The sequence below is a fragment of the Bacillus vallismortis genome, from assembly GCF_040784915.1.
In the GTDB taxonomy this organism is placed as follows: Bacteria; Bacillota; Bacilli; order Bacillales; family Bacillaceae; genus Bacillus; species Bacillus subtilis_G.
In genome coordinates, this window is record NZ_CP160797.1 from 2,750,273 (window position 1) to 2,770,261 (window position 19,989).

Sequence of the window (19,989 nt, forward strand, 5' to 3'; positions counted from 1 at the left end):
TAAAATAATTATAAAATAAAGAGAGATTTCCCATTGTCACTCACTCTACTTATATGTTTTCTTCTATTCACGTTAGGGAATGAACATGTTGAATGGAGGGAGAATAATGGCACCTAAAGAAGAAAATGAGATCAAAAAAGAACTGAAACGATACGAGCTCTTTTTCAAAAAACGATATAAGATTCTTTATACAGTAAATGATTTTATCATTGGTGCCTTGTTTCTTGTCGGAAGTATTTTCTTTTTTTATGAGCAGTTCAAGTCGGCAGGGATATGGCTGTTTGCGATTGGGAGTTTGCTGCTGTTAATCAGGCCGACGATTCGGCTGATTCATGACTTTCATTACCGTAAACATGTGGAAAACCAATTTAAACATCGATCTTCAACAGATGGTTCATCTTGAGGCATACGCGAGAGCAAAATGCCATAAAACTAATGCGTAAACCAAAAACAAGACTTTCAGACTATTTATTTTTAAAAATAAGACAAAAGAACTAAACTTTTCACCCTGTTTGACGATATGAACAATAAGGCCGGCGCGATACTCCCTATAACATCCTTTTCAGTAGATTTCATTATCGTGCCGGTTTTCTCACATGCAAAATTATCCCGCCAATCTGATGGCGGGATTTTATTTTTTACATTCCTGTCCAAACGTCTTTGCCATATCGTTTTTGGTTTTGCAGCTTCTGCAGCCATTCAGCTGATTCTTCCCGGCTCGCTCCTTTTTCAGCTTCATACGCCAGACGCAGCGTATTCTCTACATCAGGAGCCATTTGCGATCCATCACCGCATACGTATATGTGTGCCCCTTTTTCAATGAGTGATATCAATTTCTGCGTATCTTGTTTGAGCAAGTGCTGGACATATCCCTTTGGTTCGTTTTCGACGCGTGAGTAGCATCGGCGGATGGTGACAATACCATCCTGTTCCGCTTGATCCAGCTCTTCTCTGTATAGATCGTCATGATCGGGGCGCCGGCAGCCGAAGTATAAAAGAGCTTCTCCAAGCGTGCTTCCTTCCTTCTTCAAAACAGATCTTGCCTGAATAAAGCCCCTGAATGGTGCAATTCCTGTACCCGGTCCAACCATAATCATAGGCGTTTCAGGGTCATCTGGCATTTGGAATCCGGATTGAGGCGTTCGGATGAAACAGGCTGCTGCATCACCTGTATTCAGCTCTGCTAAATAATTAGAAGCAACGCCCCGGTATTCACCACGCCCGCTCCAAGCTGATGCTTTAACAACGCCTACTGTCATGCTCACGATATTGGCTTGGACCTTCGGTGAGCTTGAAATGGAATAATATCTTGGTTTTAATGATGGCAAAAGTTCTAAAAACCGCTCAAACGGCATTTCGCAAGCAGGGTAATCCTCTAAAAGATCAAGCATGGTGAGACGTTTTGCCAATACCTGCTCTTTATAAATGCCATCTTCTGAAACGAGCTGTTGCAACTTTTTTTTATGCGGCGGACAGACTGTATAAGAAGCCAGCTCCCGAAGTTGAAGTCTTGAAGCCGGGTCCTGCAGCTCCACATAGGACGCCAATACATCCGCCACTTTAATCGGCCGATCCATCGGAAGATGAGCCATATGAGGGCTTCCGCTCATTTTTATGACATGATTGGCCTGCAAACTGAATCGGCTCAGGACCCGCTGAACAAGTTTCCGGCTGTTTTGCGGCAGAATTCCGATATGATCGCCTTCTTGATATGTTTTGGCATCAGAAATTTGCAATTCAATATGGCGGGTAGAACGCGGACTATCTGCTGTCTGGAGCTCCCGGTTCTCTAACACAATCCCTTCAAACGCGCCATATGCCTTAGCAAGCGGCGTTTCTGTCGCTTCACTGAGAAAAGTAATGGATAATGAAGGTCTGTCTTCTTTCTGAGATATTTCGTTTATATCAAATGCGTCCATCGTTTCCTTCCAGAAACGGTTTTCCCAAGACTCGCGATGGCTTTCAAAATCATCGGCGGCATCGCCTTCCCCAATCGCTATTAAACGCGTTGCCCCCTTTGCTTTCATCATGTCATCTATGAGTCGGGGAATTCGCTGATACGTGCTGGCCCAGCTCCGGTTTCCGCAGCCGAATACCGCATAGGAAACACCTTTCAATCGGCCCTCCTCAAGCTCCTCCAGCCACTCCACAAAGCCGGCAGCATTATCAGGCGGCGCCCCGTTATAAGAAGCCGTAACAATGACCACGGCACCTTGGTCGGGAAGCTTGCCAATATAATCGTCAAGCGGAGCGATTTCAGCTGTAAAGCCCAGCTGGCGGCCGTAAGCAGACAGTTCACCGGCTATTCCTTCCGCTGTTCCAAGATTAGAACCGTAAAGAACAAGTAAAGGTGTGCCGTGTTTAGGTTTTGTTTCTTTTGGCTTCGTTTCTGTTTTGATGTCAGCCTGTTCTTTTCTCTGTACGTTGATTGCTGCTGTTTTCCGCGGTTTCACAGTAATTTTAAATTCATCCGGCTTGATCGTTAATGCCTCTTTGATTTTCAGTTCGTATCCAGTATGGTTCATCAAATCAAAATGCTTTAATACAAGACCTAGAACCATCGTCGCTTCCTGGAGAGCAAACTGCATGCCGATACAAGCGCGCTGTCCGTTTCCAAACGGCTTATACGCATGGTGAGGAATGCGCGAAGGGTCTTCAAACCGTTCCGGACGAAAATCTTCTGCATCCTCTCCCCAAGCGTTTTGATCCCTGTGCAGTTTCGGAATCAAAATAGTGACAGGCTGCCCTTTACTGATCGGATATTCCCCGCCTAAAACAGTATCTTCCTTAGCGTAGAGAGAAAAGGCCGGAGCTGTTGGGAACAGTCTTAGCGTTTCATTTAAAACCATCCGAATGTATTTCAGCTGCTGGATTTGTCTATATTCCGGCGTGTCATCCGTTAACACGCGATCTGCTTCCTCTTGCGCTTTTTCCAGTTTTTCCGGATGTGTAAGCAGACAGTAGATCGCAAAGGAAAGCAAACCGCTTGTGGTTTCATGTCCTGCAATCAAAAACGTTATGATCTGGTATCTAATGTTTTCATCATCCAGCGTTTCACCTGTTACAGGATCTTTGGCATAAAGCATGAGTGATAAAAGGTCCTTAATGTTTTCATCCGGGTTCGCTTTTCGCTCCGCTATCATTCTATCGACAAGAGCGTTCATGACTTCTATATCTTTTTGGAACTGCAGCTTTGTTTTCACCATCACCTTATCTTGCAGACCCAGTCTTTTCGATTGATTCATCGCCTCTTTTAAGGCACGGAGCATACTGGTGATAAACGGATGCTGTGAATCACGGTAAAAGCTGTTGAAACGGTAGTTAAACCCGCATAACCCAATCGTATCAAGCGTCAGACGGGTCATGTCGTCCGCTACATCAATTTCTTCATTAGGATTAAGCCGGCTCCATTTTTGAATCAGCTGGGTTGCGATATCCAGCATCATAGAATGATAGCTTTTCATCGCTTTTTGACTGAAACTCGGCAGCAGAATGCGGTGGGCTTTTTGCCAATTCGGCTCATGCGTCCAGCTTGTAAATAACCCGTCTCCGCCAAACTCGCGCACCTTTAGCAAGCCTTTGCCAAGATTTTTATCAAAACGGCTTTCATCACACACTTCAGCCACAAGACTGTGGCCGGATACAAAAACACTGGATACCCCCGGAAAATCGAAACGGAAAATCGGCCCCAATTCATCTGCTATCTTCCATAATGACTGAGAAAGCTGCTCTTTTTCCAGATGCGGAAGGTTTTTTAAAGGTCCGTATGTTTTGGGCTGAGGTATTGCGCTTGCCTGTTTCATCAACATCTTCCTTTCCTATTATTTTTGTGAAGTAAATGAATGAAGCTTAATGGCGTCCCAGCAGCATTGTTCCAATTCAGTCCTTAAATCCATGTCCATCTCTATATCACCCGTTTGGACAAGCTGATATATCTTGAGAAACGCCCCTAACACAATCGCAATTAACACGTTTGAGGGCAGGCTGCGAATTACACCTTCCGCTTTTCCCTTATTAAAATAGTCATCAAGCATTTGAGTCAGATTTTCTATCATTTTTCTGCTTGTGGCATTTAAGTAATGAGCGTCTTTCTTCGTTTCAAGAAAGAAAAGCGCATAGTCGCTCTCTTTTGTAAATTGAATGAGACAGCAAAATACATGGTGAAAGCCTTCTCTGACACTCAATTCCGAAAAGTCTTGTTTCAGCTTTTCCATAAAGCGCTGAATGCTTTCTTGAAACAATACGTTGACGAGTGTTTCTTTGCTGTCAAAATAGCGGTAGATCGTTCCTGTCCCCACATGGGCTCGTTCAGCTATCATTGGGATCGTGGTAGCGTCAAATCCCCTCTCTGTAAATAGTGAAACCGACGCTTTCATAATCATGTCGTATTTACTGCTGGATGCGGATAACATGGAATGTTAGTACCTCCGATTCGTTGCGGAATGAATATTCATTCCTTTTGTTCATAATGAATATCTGACCTGTCTGATATCACCTCTTTACCCTTTCTTATGATATCAGTTTATATGAAAAAAACTTTTTTTAATATAAAGTATATGCAAAAAATAAAAAATTAAGAAAATATACCCAATCCCCAAAATAAAGGCTCTGGATATATTTCCCGAGAAATGATTTTATTTAACAGCCACAATGCAAAGACAGGAATCACGTCTGATGATAGAAAGATCCCTGAAATGCTGATCTTCCAGCAGTTGAATATACATGTTCTCTTTCTCACCGGTATTTGTATCAATATTGATGTAAAATTGGCCGTCAATTTGAAGCACACGGTAAATTTCCCTTAATGCAAGCCTAATATCAGTACAGCTCTGAACCGTATGTAAGGAAAACACTTTATTAAAGGTACGGTCATCAAAGGGAATGTTCTCGGGATAGCCATGAAAAATCTCCCCTTTCCCCATGTTCTTTCGATTTGCGTGTGATATTTGCCTTACCTTTCGCTTTGAAGGGTCAATGCTTTTTAAGCTTCCCTTTTCTAGTTTCTCGGTTATGTTCTTAAAAACAGTGGCATTTCCGATTCCAATTTCTAAAATTCTGTCATTTTCTTGTATGTCTATAGAGTCAATCATCATATGCTCAATTGTTTTGGTTTGCTTATATTTCCGAGAAAATAATTTCAAAAGATTCAATTGTTTATAGAGTCTATTTTCTAGCATTTTAAACACCTGCTTTTGGTTTCCTACGTTTATTTATTATATTCGAAAAATAAACCTCATCTTCATTTCCAAATGGGAATGAAGATATCAACTAGACGGCAATGTGTTTAAAAATGTTTCAATAGAACTGAACTTTTTCATTTTTTTCCGCAAAAAAAGCAGAAAACAAATGTTTTCTGCCCTCTTTCTAGCGCCAATGATAAGGGAATACATACAACCTTTGCTGCTGCATGGCCATCAGCCTCTGCTGACGGAATGGATTTCCATAACCATGTTTGAAGGAATGCGGCATGGATGCATAACCATGGCCAATCGACGGCAGCCTTTTCTGATAATTGTTCATCATGCCATCACCTGCCTTACCGTAACGTTGATTTATCATATGCAGGCAGACATTTTCTTGACAGCTGTTTCGCTAAACTTGGTCCTTCTCCATCGTATAATGCATCAATAATTCCATTCTAAGCATATGTCATCTCCCCCTTCAGTTTATTCATTGCTTTTTAGCGCCAGTTTGTTAAATAAAGATGCTTTAACTGAGACTCTTTCATTTCATCATAAATCTGCTCAATCTGCTGTTCTCGTTCGAATTCTTCCGGGTTTTTAAACCGTTTGTTAATCGTTAACGTTAAAAAGAATAGGTTAATCGTCATATCGCTCACCCCCTTTCAAAGTCCGCTTCAAGCGAAATAACCCGCGGCATCATTTCTTCTGCCGCGGGCAAATAAAAACCGCAGACAAAAGAAGACACCAAACCAATGCCTCTACTGCCTGCGGGGAGTTGCGTATGTCCGTCTATTCCGAATTTAATGCGTGCGATAAGCATCGGTTAAGGAAGGACACGAACTCTTCCACAGGCTGAATGAACCATGAATTTTTTCTTGTGTATCACGTACAGGTTGACGTCGTTGTCTCATTGTCATTTTGTTCAGCCTCCTTTGCTTTTTTCTTCCTTTGTAAGTATATCCACCAAATTCCATTTTGTAAACATCTTTTTCTAAAAATGGACTGAATTTGTACGTTTCATCGAGTGGATTTGCCCTTTATTCATGATACCTGCTTCATTTCTTTTCTGGAGCGGTCTTTCTTATGATATCCAATAAAATAAATGAGACCGACAAACACGGCTCCGCCGATGACATTGCCGATAAAAGCCGGAATGATGTTTCCGATAAACTGCCCCCACGTGAACGAGCCAGCAAAAATGGCAGCGGGAATCACAAACATGTTGGCGACAACGTGCTGAAATCCGATTGCAACAAAAGCCATAATGGGGAACCAAATGCCAAGGATTTTCCCTGCTCCGTCTTGGGCGCCGAAAGAAAGCCACACCGCAAGACATACAAGCCAGTTACAGCCGATGCCGGAAATGAGAACCTTGCCGAAGCTCATATCAAGCTTTCCTTGCGCAACGGCGATCGTTTTTTCTAAATAAGGGCCTGTTTCAGTCAACCCAACCAAATGCCCGAAAAAGTAGGCAACAAACAATGCGCCGATTAGGTTCATAATCGTGACGATTCCCCAGTTAACCGCCAATTCTTTTACTGATATTTTTCTCGAAAATAAGGCCATCGCAACGGACATCATATTTCCTGTGATCAACTCAGCGCCAGCGAGCACCACAAGGATCAGACCGACAGGAAATACGGCAGCCCCGATAAGGCTGGAAAGGCTTCCCCATTCTTTCGGCAGGTCGCCGATTACCCTGATATCAAGCAAGTACCCGAGCGCGATAAATGCGCCGCCTAAAAACCCCAATACAAGCAGAGACGGCAGCGGAAGCTTTACTTTTTTCATCCCTGCTTCAATTGCTGCATCCGCTATTTCATCCGGTTTTCGAAAAGCCATACTAAAACCCTCCATTATTTCTTCTTTTCTCACAGTTATGGCAGAAAGGCAATAAAAAAAGGCAGCACTCAAATAACCTGTGTCAACCAGGCGTTTGAATGCTGCCTAACTTGTATGCATACCCATACAACAATATCAAGCAGAATTTAAGATATTGAAAGAGAATATATACAGTTCGTGCATACATTCCATTGCTTTTGCCTTCTATAACTGTAGCCACATCATATCAAATGTGACAAATTTGTGTCAATGACAAATGTGCTAGCTTTGCAGGGCTTCTTTTTGATCATCTATTTTTTGGTCAAAGACAAACACAGATACAGCGATATTTTCCTCAATTTTTATATCAGAAAACAAATGGACTAGCTTAGCCCCAATCAGCTCTTCCATTCCCTCCGGCGTTTGTTTGGAATAAAGGTCTTGAATCAGGCTTGTCCGGGCCGCATGTACCATTTCTCTTCCTTCAGGTGTGCGGGCGATAAACTGCTCGCTTGCACTCAGATTTCCGTATAGTGTTGAAACTGCCATGTTTTCTACAAATACAGTATGAATTCGTTCAGGCCCTTTGCCGAATAATTCTTTACGAAGTTTTCGAATAATATCATTGAACTCATGAATTTTTTTAGACATGCAGATTACCCCTTCCGATATTGCCTCATAAGGCTTTTCCCGGTTCCCCTCAGGACATTTCACTTGGTTAAAATTTTCCTGCTATATTGTATTATAATAAATATCACTTTATAATAAAAGCAGTGTTGATGGATTTGTAATAGGATCTTGTTATGAGTCTATCGGTTTATAAAAATCAAGGATTGGTCTGTTAGTAAGACTTGCTAGTGAACTATTCCGCCATGTGTGTTTACACCTTCTTAGAATGAAAGACAGGTGTATCTATACATGGCTTTTTTTGACTTCTTGAAAGAAAGATGGAGGGGAATATGAATATGATGGACGTTAAGTCGATCAGTGTCCGTGTAGACGGAACAGAAATTCAAGCACGAGCAGGGGCCACAATTTTAGACATTTTAAATGAAAATGGGATTGAATACCCGCAGATTTGCCACGTTCCAGAGGTTGATCCGCTTCAAACTTGTGATACTTGCATTGTAGAGGCGAACGGCAAGCTGGTTCGTTCATGCTCTACTGTCGCAGAAAATGGAATGTCAATTGATCTTTCGGGAAATCGGGTGAAAGAAGCACAAACCGAAGCGATGGACCGCCTTCTTGAAAATCATTTGCTGTATTGTACGGTTTGCGATAATAACAATGGGAACTGTACGCTGCATAATACAGCGGAAATGATGGGGATCGAGCATCAAAAATACCCATACACGCCAAAAGAAGATCCGTCTTGCGCGATTGATATGTCTCATCCGTTTTACCGCTATGATCCAAACCAATGTATCGCCTGCGGCCAATGCGTTGAGGTATGTCAAAACCTTCAGGTAAATGAAACCCTCTCAATCGACTGGGAACGCGAACGTCCTCGCGTGATTTGGGATGAGGGAGTTCCGATCAATGAGTCTTCTTGTGTCAGCTGCGGCCAGTGTGTCACAGTATGCCCATGTAATGCGCTGATGGAAAAATCAATGCTCGGGCAGGCTGGCTTTATGACAGGCATCAAAGAGGATGTCATGGAGCCGATGATTGACCTCGTGAAAAACGTTGAACCCGATTACGGCAGCATTTTTGCCATTTCTGAAGTCGAAGCGGCAATGCGTGAAACGAGAACGAAAAAAACCAAAACCGTATGTACGTTCTGCGGTGTCGGATGTTCCTTTGAAGTATGGACAAAAGGACGGGATATTTTAAAAATCCAGCCTGTTTCTGACGCTCCGGTTAACGCGATTTCTACATGTGTCAAAGGGAAATTCGGCTGGGATTTCGTCAATTCTGAAGAGCGGATCACAAAGCCTTTAATCCGTAAAAACGGGGCTTTTGTTGAATCTTCTTGGGAAGAAGCCCTGGATCTTGTCGCAAGCAGATTAGGATCAATTAAGGAGCAGTACGGCAACGGATCTGTCGGATTTATTTCTTCTTCTAAAATCACGAATGAAGAAAACTATGCCATTCAAAAATTAGCGCGTCAGGTATTTGAGACAAACAACGTCGATAACTGCTCACGTTACTGCCAGTCTCCTGCCACAGACGGATTGTTCCGCACTGTCGGCATGGGCGGTGATGCCGGAACGATTAAAGATATTGCCAAAGCCGGTCTCGTCATCATTGTCGGCGCCAATCCGGCGGAAGGACATCCGGTGCTTGCAACACGTGTCAAACGGGCGCACAAGCTTCATGGACAAAAACTGATTGTTGCCGACCTGCGTAAAAATGAGATGGCTGAACGGTCTGATCTGTTCATCAGCCCAAAACAAGGCACAGACCAAGTTTGGCTGATGGCCGTTACGAAATATATGATTGACCAAGGCTGGCACGATCAGGCATTTATTGATGAGAACGTGAATTACTTTGAAGATTATAAAGAAACGCTAAAAACCTATACGCTTGATTATGCGGAACGCGTCACAGGCCTTTCAAAAGAAAACATGATTGAAATGGCGGAAATGATTCGTGACGCTGATGGCACTTGTGTCCTTTGGGGAATGGGTGTCACACAAAATACAGGCGGTTCTGATACATCAGCAGCGATTTCAAACCTGCTTCTCGCTACGGGCAACTATCGCCGTCCTGGTGCCGGCGCGTATCCTCTGCGCGGACACAATAACGTACAAGGCGCTTGCGATATGGGAACACTGCCTGGCTGGCTGCCGGGGTATCAGCATATTACTGATGACAAAGCCCGCGCTAAATTTGAAGAAGCTTACGGTGTCGAAATTGAAGGAAAACCTGGTTTAGATAATATTCAAATGCTTCATTCCATTGAAGAAGGAAAAATGAAGGCGATGTATCTTGTCGGTGAAGATATGGCGCTTGTCGATTCAAACGCGAACCATGTGCATGATATTTTATCAAGCCTTGATTTCTTCGTGGTTCAGGACATCTTCCTGTCAAGAACAGCGCAATATGCCGATGTCGTCTTGCCTGCCACTCCTTCACTTGAAAAAGACGGGACATTTACCAATACAGAACGCCGCGTGCAGCGATTGTATCAGGCGCTTCCGACACTTGGTGACGCAAAACCGGACTGGTGGATTATTCAAGAGGTGGCAAACCGCTTAGGAGCAAACTGGAATTACAGCCATCCAAGTGACATTTTCTCAGAAATGGCGAGCCTTTCTCCTCTGTTTGGGAAAGCAAGCTATGAGGTGCTTGAAGACTGGAACAGCTTCCTATGGGGCAGCTTTACAGGTGAAAGCACACCGCTTCTGTATGAAGACGGATTTAATTTCCCTGACAAAAAAGCCCGCTTTGCACTTTCTGATTGGACTGAGCCAGCGGCATTTCCGGAAGAATATGACCTTCATATCAATAATGGCCGGATGCTGGAGCATTTCCATGAAGGAAACATGACAAATAAATCAAAAGGCATCCAAGCAAAAGTGCCGAATGTATTCGTTGAAATCTCGCCTGAGCTTGCACAGGAGCGAGGTGTTTGTGACGGTTCGCTTGTCCGGCTCGTTTCTCCGTTCGGAGCAGTCAAATTAAACGCGCTGATCACAGACCGGGTACGGAAAAATGAACTCTATCTGCCGATGAACTCAACCGACAAGGAGTCAGCGATTAACTTCTTGACGGGCCCTGCTGCTGATAAACGGACGAACACGCCTGCTTATAAACAGACAAAGGTTCGCATGGAGATACTTGGAGGCTGTGAAACAGCACCGCTTCCGAAAACAAATCCGCGCAACAAAAAACGGCACCCGCAAAACGGAGTCGAAGCAGAAAGAAAATGGAACCGTCCAGGCTATGTCCATCTGACTGATTAAACGAAAGGAGGAAAACGAATGGCCGCTCCGATTACGACAATTAAAAAAGAAACAAAAACAGCTGAGCAAATGAAGCTTGAAAAAATAGAAGAACTGAAAGAGCTGCTGGCGGAAAATGAGGATGCCGTCTCTAAAACAATGACGATCATGAATGAACTTAATGATCTTGGAATTTTTGACGCGGCAACAAGTATGCTGAGGGCGAAGGAAGACATTGCTAAAATTGCGCTCGGCCAGGTTTCACGTGAGCCCGTCACCAACCTCATCAACACAATGATGGCCGCTGGAGGCGCATTGACAAAAGCAGATCCTGAGTTTACAGGAAAACTTTTAGAAAGCGTAATGGCTGGAACTGAACAGGCGCAAAGCTTTTTAAAAGAAGACAAGAAAGTCGGGATTTTCGACCTTTTAAAAGCAATGAATGATCCTGATATCAACAGAGCCGTCGGCTTCGGCCTTCAGTTTTTAAAAGGCATGGGAAAAGAACTGCAAGAGAAATAATAAAAAACAGCCCTCGCTGATGATTATATAACGATTCATATCGTTCATTTTCTTGTTTTTTATGTTTCCCCGCCTGTTTCGGAGTACAATTGGTGAGCATTAAAAAATCCTTCTTCCGTTCAATGAGAACGTTGGAAGGATTTTTTTATTTATGCTCCCGCACTATTTCAGTAATCTTTATCCATTCATGGTTACTTCCCATATCAAAAGTTGAAAAGAACTGAACGCTTGTTAACACTGCTGCTGCGTGAGTAAAAGGATTTCGGTAACACCCTGATTTAAGTCAGGCAAATAATGATATACGAAGCCTTTTATCTGCTATTCACCACATTCCAATACACTCCCCCTCCTTCCAAGTCCAATGGCTACAGTGGTGAAACCCCTGAGAGTTTTTAGCAGGGCTCTTGTTCTGAGATGCGGTATGAGTTCAGAATTCAGATACCTTCCAGAAACCTAGGGATTGCGTGAACTTCATATTGTGTACTCCATTGAGTCATCACGTGTATTCTGCCTTAGGTACAGCGGAGCTTTTAGCCTCCGGACATCGACGGACTCTCATTCCCCACTTTGGCAGGCTGCATGAATTCGTTTCTAAAAACTCCCTTGCGCTATAGCAGGCCTGCGAAGAGCATCTGGTCAACAATCGCGTCATCGGCAGACGTCAATCATCCTGTAATGAATTCAGCTATTTCAGAGGCAGCATTACGCGCTACACATGTAGCACGGGAAGTACGGCGGAAGGTTGCACAAGAACCAGAGTTCCCCTTATTCATAAGTCAAGAGATACAACAGCGATATTTTTGCGGCTTTACACAGTAACATAGCTAGACTTATTCAACACAAAAAAATAAGCAGTAACACGTGAGTTACTGCTCAGTTTAATTAGCGTTCATTTGTTTTGCAATGTATTCAGCATCATTCCCTACACCTTGAAGGAGCGCTGAACCTCGCCTATACTGCCAAGGCAAACCAATAAAGTACAATCCCTCTACAGGTGAAACACCTCTATGATGTATGATTCGGCCTTCTTTATCCAAAACACCTTCTATTTTCATCCAACAAAGAGGATTCCTAAAACCGGTAGCCCAAATAATATTGTTTACTTCTAATGTAGATGAATCTTCAAAAATGACTTTATTTTGCTTTCCCGATATGACTCTTTTTTTTAAGATGATTTCCTTCTGTTTTATTGCATGTTTTAATTCATACCCAAAAATAGGATCGCCTTTCTTTTGAATGAATTTGCCTAATATTGATGTATTGCTTGCATGTAAAACTCCTAATTTATCAAACCACCAAAAGATGCTTCTTTTTCCAATCACTAAAGGGAAATAAATTAATTGATTACGACATGCTAAATATGTAACTCTTTCTTTGGATAATTCAACAGCTATCTGAGCACCGCTATTCCCGCCGCCAACAACTAGTGCATTTCCAGGTACCAGTTGTTTTGGATGCTTATATTGCGATGAGTGTAATTGATGAATATGATCGGCTAAATCCTTTGATACTGATGGAATATTAGGGATGTGAAAAGGACCTGCAGCAACGACAAGATTTTTCGCTTGATATTCTTCCTGATTTGTTTTTATTAAGAAATGATTCTTTAATTTTAGGACACTTATCACTTCTGTCCGTAATTGGATTGGAATGTCAAATCTTTCAACATATTTCTTTAGATAAGCAACAATTTCTTCTTTTGAAGGAAATCCATGTTTTTCTCCTTCAAGATGCATTCCAGGCAAAGAACTATACATTCGAGAAGTAAATAAAACTAATGAGTCATATCGCTCTTTCCAGCTTTCCCCCACCTCATCACTTTTATCCAAAATGATAAACTTTTGCTTGGACTGCTTAAGATAATATCCAATTGAAATTCCTGCCTGGCCAGCTCCGATTACTATTGTGTCGTACATATACTCACCCCGCCGATTTTTTTCACGAGAGATAGACTAGCTATAATGCCTTTTAATTTAGTAGACATAAATCTGTCTAATGATGATGGTGGTCACGCCGCTTTTCAATTTTGGCCTGACAAAGGATCGAATTGTCGTGATGATGAGCTGCTGTTTCCATCTGAATGGTTACATGCGTAATGCCTTTATGCTCAAGATCATGTTCAATTTTGCGCAAAATACTTTCACTTTCTGAAATGGTCAGTTGATCGTCAATAACAGCGTGGCAAGAAAGAGCGTTTAATCCGCTTGTAATAGACCATATGTGTAAATCATGAATGCTTTGAATTCCTTCTGTCTTTTCAATTGTATGAATGATGTCAGTGACATCGATATTTTCTGGGGTCCCTTCCATTAATACATGAATGGAATCTTTAGTCACATGGTAACCGCTTCTTAGAACAAGAATAGCCACAATGACACTAGCCAATGGATCTGCCCAGCCCCACCCAAAGAAAATGATAAGTATGGCAGCTAGAATGGCACCTACAGAGCCGAGCATATCGCTTATTACATGCAAATAAGCTCCTCTTATGTTCAGATTATTCTCTGTATCTCCGCCTCTCAGCATAATCCATGCGACCAATATATTCACGACTAACCCGATAATACTAATCGTAAGCATGCCAGTCGTTGATACTTCTGGTGGATGAGAGAAACGTTCGATTGCTTCATAAATGATATAAAGAGAAATAAGAATTAATGCAATACCGTTTATCACAGCGGCAAGAATCTCAAATCGTTTATAGCCAAATGTCTTATTGTGACTTGCCTTTTTTTCAGCTAATGTAAAAGCAATCAGGGCAACCATTAATGAGATTGAATCACTTAGCATATGGCCAGCATCTGATAAAAGCGCCAGACTATTTGTTAAAAATCCGCCTATAGCTTCTATCATCATATAACCTGTAATGATGATAAAAGAGATCAATAAAACCTTTTTATTGGATCCTTCAGTGTGATTGTGCCCCATAAAATCTCCTCCTTACCTAAAGCTTCTTAATACATACGCATTTATTATTTCTTATCTGTTAATAAGCATTCTAACATGATACACATCTTATATATGATCATGTGCTCATATACTAATGTAAAGCATTTTTAACAAAAAGTCAAAATAGTTTTATTATAAAATTTCCAATCACCCTCTGATCATTCCGAAGTATAACAGCATCTTGTTCATTTATGTACGCATATTGAATATCACCTTATATTAACAGAAAAAAGAGGAGCAAACACACGGTTTACTCCTCTAACTTCATTTCTTTATCTTTTGCTTCTTCATTGTCTGTTGTTTTTTGATAAGCCAAGCCGTTCATCAGTTTCACTGTTCCTTGGCATACCGCCATCTATGGATGATGGCTGTTTTTTATTCGTCAGCTTCTTCCAAACGCTTCTTGTAAATCAATGAACGATCTACGCAAAAGAAGGCACCGACTAAAAATACGCAATCCGCTAAAAGCATCATCGATTTTTGGCCTAAGGTTAAGCCTTGATCGGGGAGAACTGCGCCTATATATAAAAAAGTGCTGACTGCAAGCAATGTAAAAGCGAAATGCTTGTAATCTTCTTTTAAAGATTTCATTCTATTTTTATTCAAATGAATCACCTGCCAGATTCGTAGTATACGACTATTATAATATAATCTGGCGGCTTACAGAGAAAGTAATTGTATCCATTTGTTATATATTTTTAAGCGCTTGCTCAATATCTTCCAGCAAATCTTCTGCATCTTCAATTCCTACAGAAATTCTGATTAAGCCATCCGTAATACCGAGTTCAAGCCGGCGTTCTCTCGGAATAGAGGCATGTGTCATTCTTGCCGGAACAGAAATTAAGCTTTCTACCGCGCCGAGGCTTTCAGCAATGGTAAACAATTTCAGATTTCCTAAAAATGCATCAACCTTCTCTTCACTGCCGATATCAAAAGAGATCATGCCGCCGAAGCCAGACCCTTGCGTTTTTGCAAGCTCATGTCCGGGATGATTTGAAGAACCAGGATAATATAACGTTTGGACAGCAGGGTGATTCTCAAGAAAACTCGCGATTTTCCGCGCATTTTGATCGATCGCTTCCATTCTGAGACCCAATGTTTTAATTCCTCTCATTAACAGCCAGGAATCTTGAGGGCCAAGAACGCCGCCTGTGGAGTTTTGCACAAAATGCAGCTCTTCCCCAAGCTCTTTCGATGCGGTCACAACTAAACCGCCGACGACGTCACTGTGTCCGCCAAGATATTTTGTCGCACTGTGAAGCACGATGTCAGCGCCTAAAGCAAGCGGCTGCTGAAAATAAGGAGTGTTAAAGGTATTGTCTACAATCTGCAGAATATCCTCTTTTTTTGCGATATCAGCCATGAGCGCCAAGTCGGTGATTTTGAGCAGCGGGTTTGTCGGTGTTTCAATATAAATGGCTTTTGTGTTAGGGCGAATCGCTTTTTCAACTTCTTCTCTGCTGCTTGTATCGACAAATGTGGATTCAATGCCAAGACGATTAAGTACCTTTGTCATCACGCGGTATGTTCCGCCATACACATCATCGGTCAACACGACATGATCTCCGCTGTTAAACAGCATCATAACCGCTGTAATGGCAGCCATTCCTGAACTGAACGCATAGCCTGCTTCCCCGCCTTCCAGCTCTGTCACAAGCGCTTCGAGAGCGGCCCTTGTCGGATTGGCCGTTCTTGAATACTCATAGCCGGTATGCTGCCCTGCTTTTGGCTGCTTGTACGTACTCACTTGATAAATAGGCACGGACACTGCGCCTGTTTTCTCATCACCTGTGATTCCGCCGTGTATCATCAAAGTTTTTTTCTTCATATCAGATGCCTCCTTCGTAAATTTGTTTGCTGATATATCGATCACTGCTGTCAGGGAATACCGTGACAATGTTTGTTCCTGCGGATGCTTTTTTCGCTTCCTCCAATGCTGCATAAAGCGCTGCACCTGAAGAGCTACCGATCAGCAGTCCTTCTTTTTCCGCCGCTTCTTTTACAAGTCTAAACGCATTCTCATCTGTTACGGTGTAGATCTCATCAAAATGGCTTTTATTCATATAATCGGGGATAAACTCCATGCCGATGCCTTCTGTTTTATGAGCGTGAGGCTCTCCTCCGTTTAAAATGGAGCCCTCCGGTTCGACAATCACTGTTTTAACTGCTGGGTTTTTTTCTTTTAAGAAGAAAGCTGTTCCTGCGAATGTGCCTCCTGATCCTGCCCCTGCGACAAACGTATGAATATTGCCGTCAAGCGCTTCCCAAATTTCAGGCCCAAGCGTTTTATAGTAAGTCGATGGATTTACTTGGTTTTTAAATTGCAAAACGCAATAAGAATTTTCAATTTCAGTCTCCAGCTGAATGGCTTTTTGAATGGCTCCCTGCATTCCGTCTTGACGCGGTGTATGGATGATCGATGCGCCAAGCGCTTGCATAATTTGCTGTTTCTCTGTGCTGAAATGTTCAGGGACACAGAAAATTGCTTGTAATCCATATTTTCTGGCACTCAGCGCAAGGCCGATTCCTGTATTTCCTGCCGTAGCTTCTATAATCACTCCGCCGGGCTTTACTTTGCCCGAATCCAAAGCGTCACGGATCAGCATATCTCCCAGTCTGTCTTTGATGCTTCCGCCGGGATTCATCATTTCAAGCTTGGCATACACTGCGACCCCGTCTGGAACATCAAAGTTCTTCAGGCGGAGAAGCGGTGTATTCCCAATCAGCTCGGTAATGTCCGTAATAACAGTCATATATGTCCTCCTCCTTGATAGAGGTTGTTTTTAGGGAAAACGGAGGAGAACTCTCCCCCGTTTAATGAATTCGTTTGATCACTTTTAACACAAGCTCTGTGGAATTGACAGCGGCCTGCTCTAAAAATTGGTCAAATGATACATGTGATTCTTTTCCAGCGATATCAGATAAAGCTCTGATGACGACAAACGGCGTTTTAAATTGATGACACACCTGAGCCACTGCCGCAGCCTCCATTTCAACCGCATACAGCTCAGAAAATCTCGCACGCACTTCTTCAACCCGCTTCGGATCGTTCATAAAAGAATCACCTGTTGCGATCGTTCCTTTTGCAACCTGAATGCCGTCAAGTTCAGAAATCGCTTCTTCAGTGATGCTGATCAGCTTTTCGTCTGCTGCATAAGCAGCCGGAAGACCCGGAACCTGGCCGTATTCATAGTCAAAGGCCGTTACATCTACATCATGATGGCGAACGTCAGTTGAAATGACGACATCTCCTACATTCAGTGTATGATGAAATCCGCCCGCTGAGCCTGTGTTAATCACATAATTGGGCTTATATCGGTCAAGCAAAAGCGTTGTGCTGATGGCAGCATTTACTTTTCCAATTCCAGATTTTAAAAGAATCACTTCGGTTCCTTCATATTCACCTGTTGTAAATTCACAGTGTGCGATTGTTTCTGTTTTTGCATTTTCAAGTTTGCTTCTTAGGATGGTAACTTCCTCTTCCATTGCTCCGATGACTGCTAGTTTCATCTATTCACATTCCCTTCACTTTACCGTTTGATCGCCTCCATTATCCACACGAAGTCGTTTTGCTGAGTGAATTGGACTGCAAAACCTTCAGCTGTAAACATCTCTTTCAGCGCATCCAATGTGGGATAATGCTCTGTCTCTAAATCATTTGCAAGCTGATAGAAGCCTTGAGAACGGGCTTTATCGATAGCCTGTTGATACGCTTGCGCATCTTTAAAGACGGTATCGGCAAACACTATTTTATCATGCAAGTGAAGGTATTTGCCATATTGCTTTATTGCAGCCCGCTTTTCTTCATCGGTCAAATGATGAAAAGCATATGAACTGACAATTGTGTCAGCATGAAATGGCGGCTCGGGAAATGTCAGGAAGTCTCCGTCAACGAATTCCGCCCTGCCTGAAAGCTTGTCAGAAGCCAATTTTCGCATGGCGGGAGACGGTTCGATTCCAAATACAGATTTGCCCGCATCCAGCAGCTTGGCTGTCAAATTCCCTGTCCCCGGGCCAAATTCTAACACATGTGTTCCAGACCTGCTGACGATGGCATCAAGGATATCATCGTAGCCTCTGAATGCTTCTTTATACTGAATATCAAAACCTTGTACTGTTTGATCATAAGTTGCTGCCCAATCTTCAAAAAGAGGGATAAATTCACGTCCCATATTTGTCACACTCCATATTTTATAATTCCTATAAGCATACTATGAATTAATGATGGAACAGTTCCTATCATACCACATCTTCTGAAAAGGAGGTACTAAAACACTTTGTGTATTTTATGCCAACGATATTGCGCGTTTACGGCAAAAAAGCTTATACTTCATATGACTTGTGAAAGTAGGAGGGCCGAGAGATGAATTTTCAATTAGATTTGATAAAAGACAAAGTGGAATTTTTCGAAGCGGCTTCATTGCAGGAGCTTGAAAAGAAAATCAATACACAAATTGAAAACAATAAAGCCATCATGCTCCGGGTGAAGTCTGTTTCACACCAGACCGCTGTGGCAGACGGTAGAATATTGTACAGCGCGGTTGTTCATTTCGCAGCTGAAGCCTAAAACAAACGCAGCCGGCTCTAAACCGGCTGTTCACCGTGTCGACAAACCCTCGCATTCGTTGTCAGGCCTGCGCGTCGATGCTCACTTGAGAAAAGATCAGCGGCTAAAAGCTGAGCGTCCTGCTCAAACGCCGCTGTCACCGCATCCTGCGGAAGTCTGCTTCGATGCTCGTCCTTCCTAGACTTCAAGGGTTTTCAATCACGCTGAAAAAATGACAAAAAGCTAAAATGAACACCATTTTAGCTTTTTGTCAACAATCTGAGCAGCCGGCTCTAGACCGGCTGCTTTGTTTATTTTAGTTTTTCTACTTTTGTCGGCTTCCAGCCTTTGTCATCAACCCATGTAATCGTGACTTGATATTTATCTCCGGTCGTCTTGTCTAAAACCTTGCCTTTGGCATCCTGAGGGCTGCCGTTATTCCCGAGCCAGAGCACCGTCATGTTATCTTTTGAAACACCGGTTGCATATGAAATAGCTTTCAGCATCTCAGCCCAGTCTTGTGAGCTTGAGTCATAAGTGGCGGCATGTTCGCCCGTCTGCTCAGTTCCGACTGCTTTCCAATCAGAATTTACATACGTTTTTTCTACATCGCTTGATGAGCCGCCTTCTGTTACTTTTGCGTCTTTAAGCGGGTCACCTGAATCTGAGCTTGAGTCTGAATCGGAATCAGAGTCATCACCTTTAGAAGAATCATCTTTTTTCGAATCTGAGTCTGAATCAGAAGACTTCTCAGCATCCTTTTCGCTGTCAGATGTATCTTTCTTGCTGTCTTTTATATCCTCATCCGATTTCTTTTCCGTCTTTCCTGAAGCCGGAGATTCTTGTTTTTGCGCCGTTTCAGAATCCTTGCTGACATCTTTGCTAGAAGGACTGTTAATGAAGAGATTAGCTGCTACCACGACGATTAGTATGGATACGATTGCAATTAAAATGTTAAGCACTAAATTAGTTTTCCTGCGCTTATCACGGTTTTCATAACGAGATTGATTATTGCTCAATAATTCTGCACTCCTTTACCCCTCTTGGCTCAGCATATATTTTACCATGTGCTGAGAAGTTG

The 19,989-nt window shown here is 42.6% G+C and carries 20 protein-coding genes; 4 read left to right on the plus strand and 16 right to left on the minus strand.

Annotated elements, in window-relative coordinates; all coding sequences use genetic code 11:
* Window positions 1-106 precede the first annotated feature (106 nt).
* The gene (locus tag ABZM97_RS13545) at window positions 107-403 is read left to right on the plus strand and encodes a YrhK family protein (RefSeq protein WP_087992244.1); all 297 of its coding nucleotides are present in this window, start codon (window positions 107-109) and stop codon (window positions 401-403) included.
* A 235-nt stretch (window positions 404-638) separates the two neighbouring features.
* On the opposite strand, the gene cypB is transcribed toward ABZM97_RS13545, so the two are convergent.
* The 7 genes from cypB to ABZM97_RS13580 form a co-directional block, all read right to left on the minus strand.
* A complete protein-coding gene (gene cypB, locus ABZM97_RS13550) occupies window positions 639-3,803 on the minus strand; it encodes a bifunctional cytochrome P450/NADPH--P450 reductase CypB (protein ID WP_202327100.1) in 3,165 nt (1,054 codons plus the stop codon).
* An 18-nt stretch (window positions 3,804-3,821) separates the two neighbouring features.
* Window positions 3,822-4,412, minus strand: a complete 591-nt coding sequence (gene fatR / locus ABZM97_RS13555) for a transcriptional regulator FatR (RefSeq protein ID WP_087992246.1) — start codon at window positions 4,410-4,412, stop codon at window positions 3,822-3,824.
* A 222-nt stretch (window positions 4,413-4,634) separates the two neighbouring features.
* On the minus strand, window positions 4,635-5,186 hold the full coding sequence (locus ABZM97_RS13560) for a class I SAM-dependent methyltransferase (protein WP_301272139.1): 552 nt from the start codon (window positions 5,184-5,186) through the stop codon (window positions 4,635-4,637).
* A 178-nt stretch (window positions 5,187-5,364) separates the two neighbouring features.
* Window positions 5,365-5,523, minus strand: coding sequence for a hypothetical protein (locus ABZM97_RS13565; RefSeq protein WP_141113409.1), 159 nt, complete (start codon window positions 5,521-5,523; stop codon window positions 5,365-5,367).
* Between the two features lie 157 nt (window positions 5,524-5,680).
* A complete protein-coding gene (locus ABZM97_RS13570) occupies window positions 5,681-5,830 on the minus strand; it encodes a YrzI family small protein (RefSeq protein ID WP_087992248.1) in 150 nt (49 codons plus the stop codon).
* 394 nt (window positions 5,831-6,224) lie between these two features.
* Window positions 6,225-7,025 (minus strand): formate/nitrite transporter family protein, encoded by an 801-nt coding sequence (locus tag ABZM97_RS13575; RefSeq protein WP_087992460.1) that lies wholly within the window; start codon window positions 7,023-7,025, stop codon window positions 6,225-6,227.
* Between the two features lie 261 nt (window positions 7,026-7,286).
* Window positions 7,287-7,655, minus strand: coding sequence for a DUF2294 domain-containing protein (locus ABZM97_RS13580; protein WP_024714924.1), 369 nt, complete (start codon window positions 7,653-7,655; stop codon window positions 7,287-7,289).
* A 314-nt stretch (window positions 7,656-7,969) separates the two neighbouring features.
* On the opposite strand from ABZM97_RS13580, the gene fdhF reads away from it, so the two are divergent.
* Together fdhF and ABZM97_RS13590 are read left to right on the plus strand one after the other, a co-directional pair.
* Window positions 7,970-10,912 carry a formate dehydrogenase subunit alpha gene (gene fdhF, locus ABZM97_RS13585; protein ID WP_367386880.1) on the plus strand — a complete coding sequence of 981 codons (2,943 nt, stop codon included), beginning with the start codon at window positions 7,970-7,972 and terminating at the stop codon, window positions 10,910-10,912.
* A gap of 18 nt (window positions 10,913-10,930) precedes the next feature.
* Window positions 10,931-11,413 carry a DUF1641 domain-containing protein gene (locus ABZM97_RS13590; protein ID WP_075748125.1) on the plus strand — a complete coding sequence of 161 codons (483 nt, stop codon included), beginning with the start codon at window positions 10,931-10,933 and terminating at the stop codon, window positions 11,411-11,413.
* An 878-nt stretch (window positions 11,414-12,291) separates the two neighbouring features.
* Here ABZM97_RS13590 and ABZM97_RS13595 read toward each other — a convergent pair.
* The 7 genes from ABZM97_RS13595 to ABZM97_RS13625 all read right to left on the minus strand — a co-directional run bounded on the left by ABZM97_RS13595 (window position 12,292) and on the right by ABZM97_RS13625 (window position 18,534).
* Entirely contained in the window at window positions 12,292-13,329 is a 1,038-nt protein-coding gene (locus ABZM97_RS13595) for an NAD(P)/FAD-dependent oxidoreductase (protein WP_253268448.1), read from the minus strand.
* A gap of 76 nt (window positions 13,330-13,405) precedes the next feature.
* Entirely contained in the window at window positions 13,406-14,341 is a 936-nt protein-coding gene (locus tag ABZM97_RS13600) for a cation diffusion facilitator family transporter (protein ID WP_253268449.1), read from the minus strand.
* A gap of 396 nt (window positions 14,342-14,737) precedes the next feature.
* Complete coding sequence (locus ABZM97_RS13605; RefSeq protein ID WP_253268450.1) at window positions 14,738-14,968, minus strand: YrhC family protein; 231 nt, start codon at window positions 14,966-14,968, stop codon at window positions 14,738-14,740.
* Window positions 14,969-15,050: 82 nt separating this feature from the next.
* Window positions 15,051-16,190, minus strand: coding sequence for a bifunctional cystathionine gamma-lyase/homocysteine desulfhydrase (locus tag ABZM97_RS13610; RefSeq protein WP_253268451.1), 1,140 nt, complete (start codon window positions 16,188-16,190; stop codon window positions 15,051-15,053).
* A 1-nt stretch (window position 16,191) separates the two neighbouring features.
* Complete coding sequence (locus ABZM97_RS13615) at window positions 16,192-17,115, minus strand: O-acetylserine dependent cystathionine beta-synthase (protein WP_087992252.1); 924 nt, start codon at window positions 17,113-17,115, stop codon at window positions 16,192-16,194.
* Window positions 17,116-17,176: 61 nt separating this feature from the next.
* Window positions 17,177-17,872 (minus strand): 5'-methylthioadenosine/S-adenosylhomocysteine nucleosidase, encoded by a 696-nt coding sequence (gene mtnN, locus ABZM97_RS13620; protein ID WP_087992253.1) that lies wholly within the window; start codon window positions 17,870-17,872, stop codon window positions 17,177-17,179.
* Window positions 17,873-17,892: 20 nt separating this feature from the next.
* Window positions 17,893-18,534 (minus strand): class I SAM-dependent methyltransferase, encoded by a 642-nt coding sequence (locus ABZM97_RS13625; RefSeq protein ID WP_075748112.1) that lies wholly within the window; start codon window positions 18,532-18,534, stop codon window positions 17,893-17,895.
* Between the two features lie 191 nt (window positions 18,535-18,725).
* Here ABZM97_RS13625 and ABZM97_RS13630 point away from each other — a divergent pair, with 191 nt between their 5' ends.
* Window positions 18,726-18,929, plus strand: a complete 204-nt coding sequence (locus ABZM97_RS13630; protein WP_003225924.1) for a YrzA family protein — start codon at window positions 18,726-18,728, stop codon at window positions 18,927-18,929.
* 17 nt (window positions 18,930-18,946) lie between these two features.
* Here ABZM97_RS13630 and ABZM97_RS13635 read toward each other — a convergent pair whose 3' ends face one another.
* Together ABZM97_RS13635 and ABZM97_RS13640 are read right to left on the minus strand one after the other, a co-directional pair.
* A complete protein-coding gene (locus ABZM97_RS13635) occupies window positions 18,947-19,117 on the minus strand; it encodes a hypothetical protein (RefSeq protein WP_202327085.1) in 171 nt (56 codons plus the stop codon).
* 102 nt (window positions 19,118-19,219) lie between these two features.
* Window positions 19,220-19,927, minus strand: coding sequence for a YrrS family protein (locus ABZM97_RS13640; protein WP_087992254.1), 708 nt, complete (start codon window positions 19,925-19,927; stop codon window positions 19,220-19,222).
* Window positions 19,928-19,989: the final 62 nt, after the last annotated feature.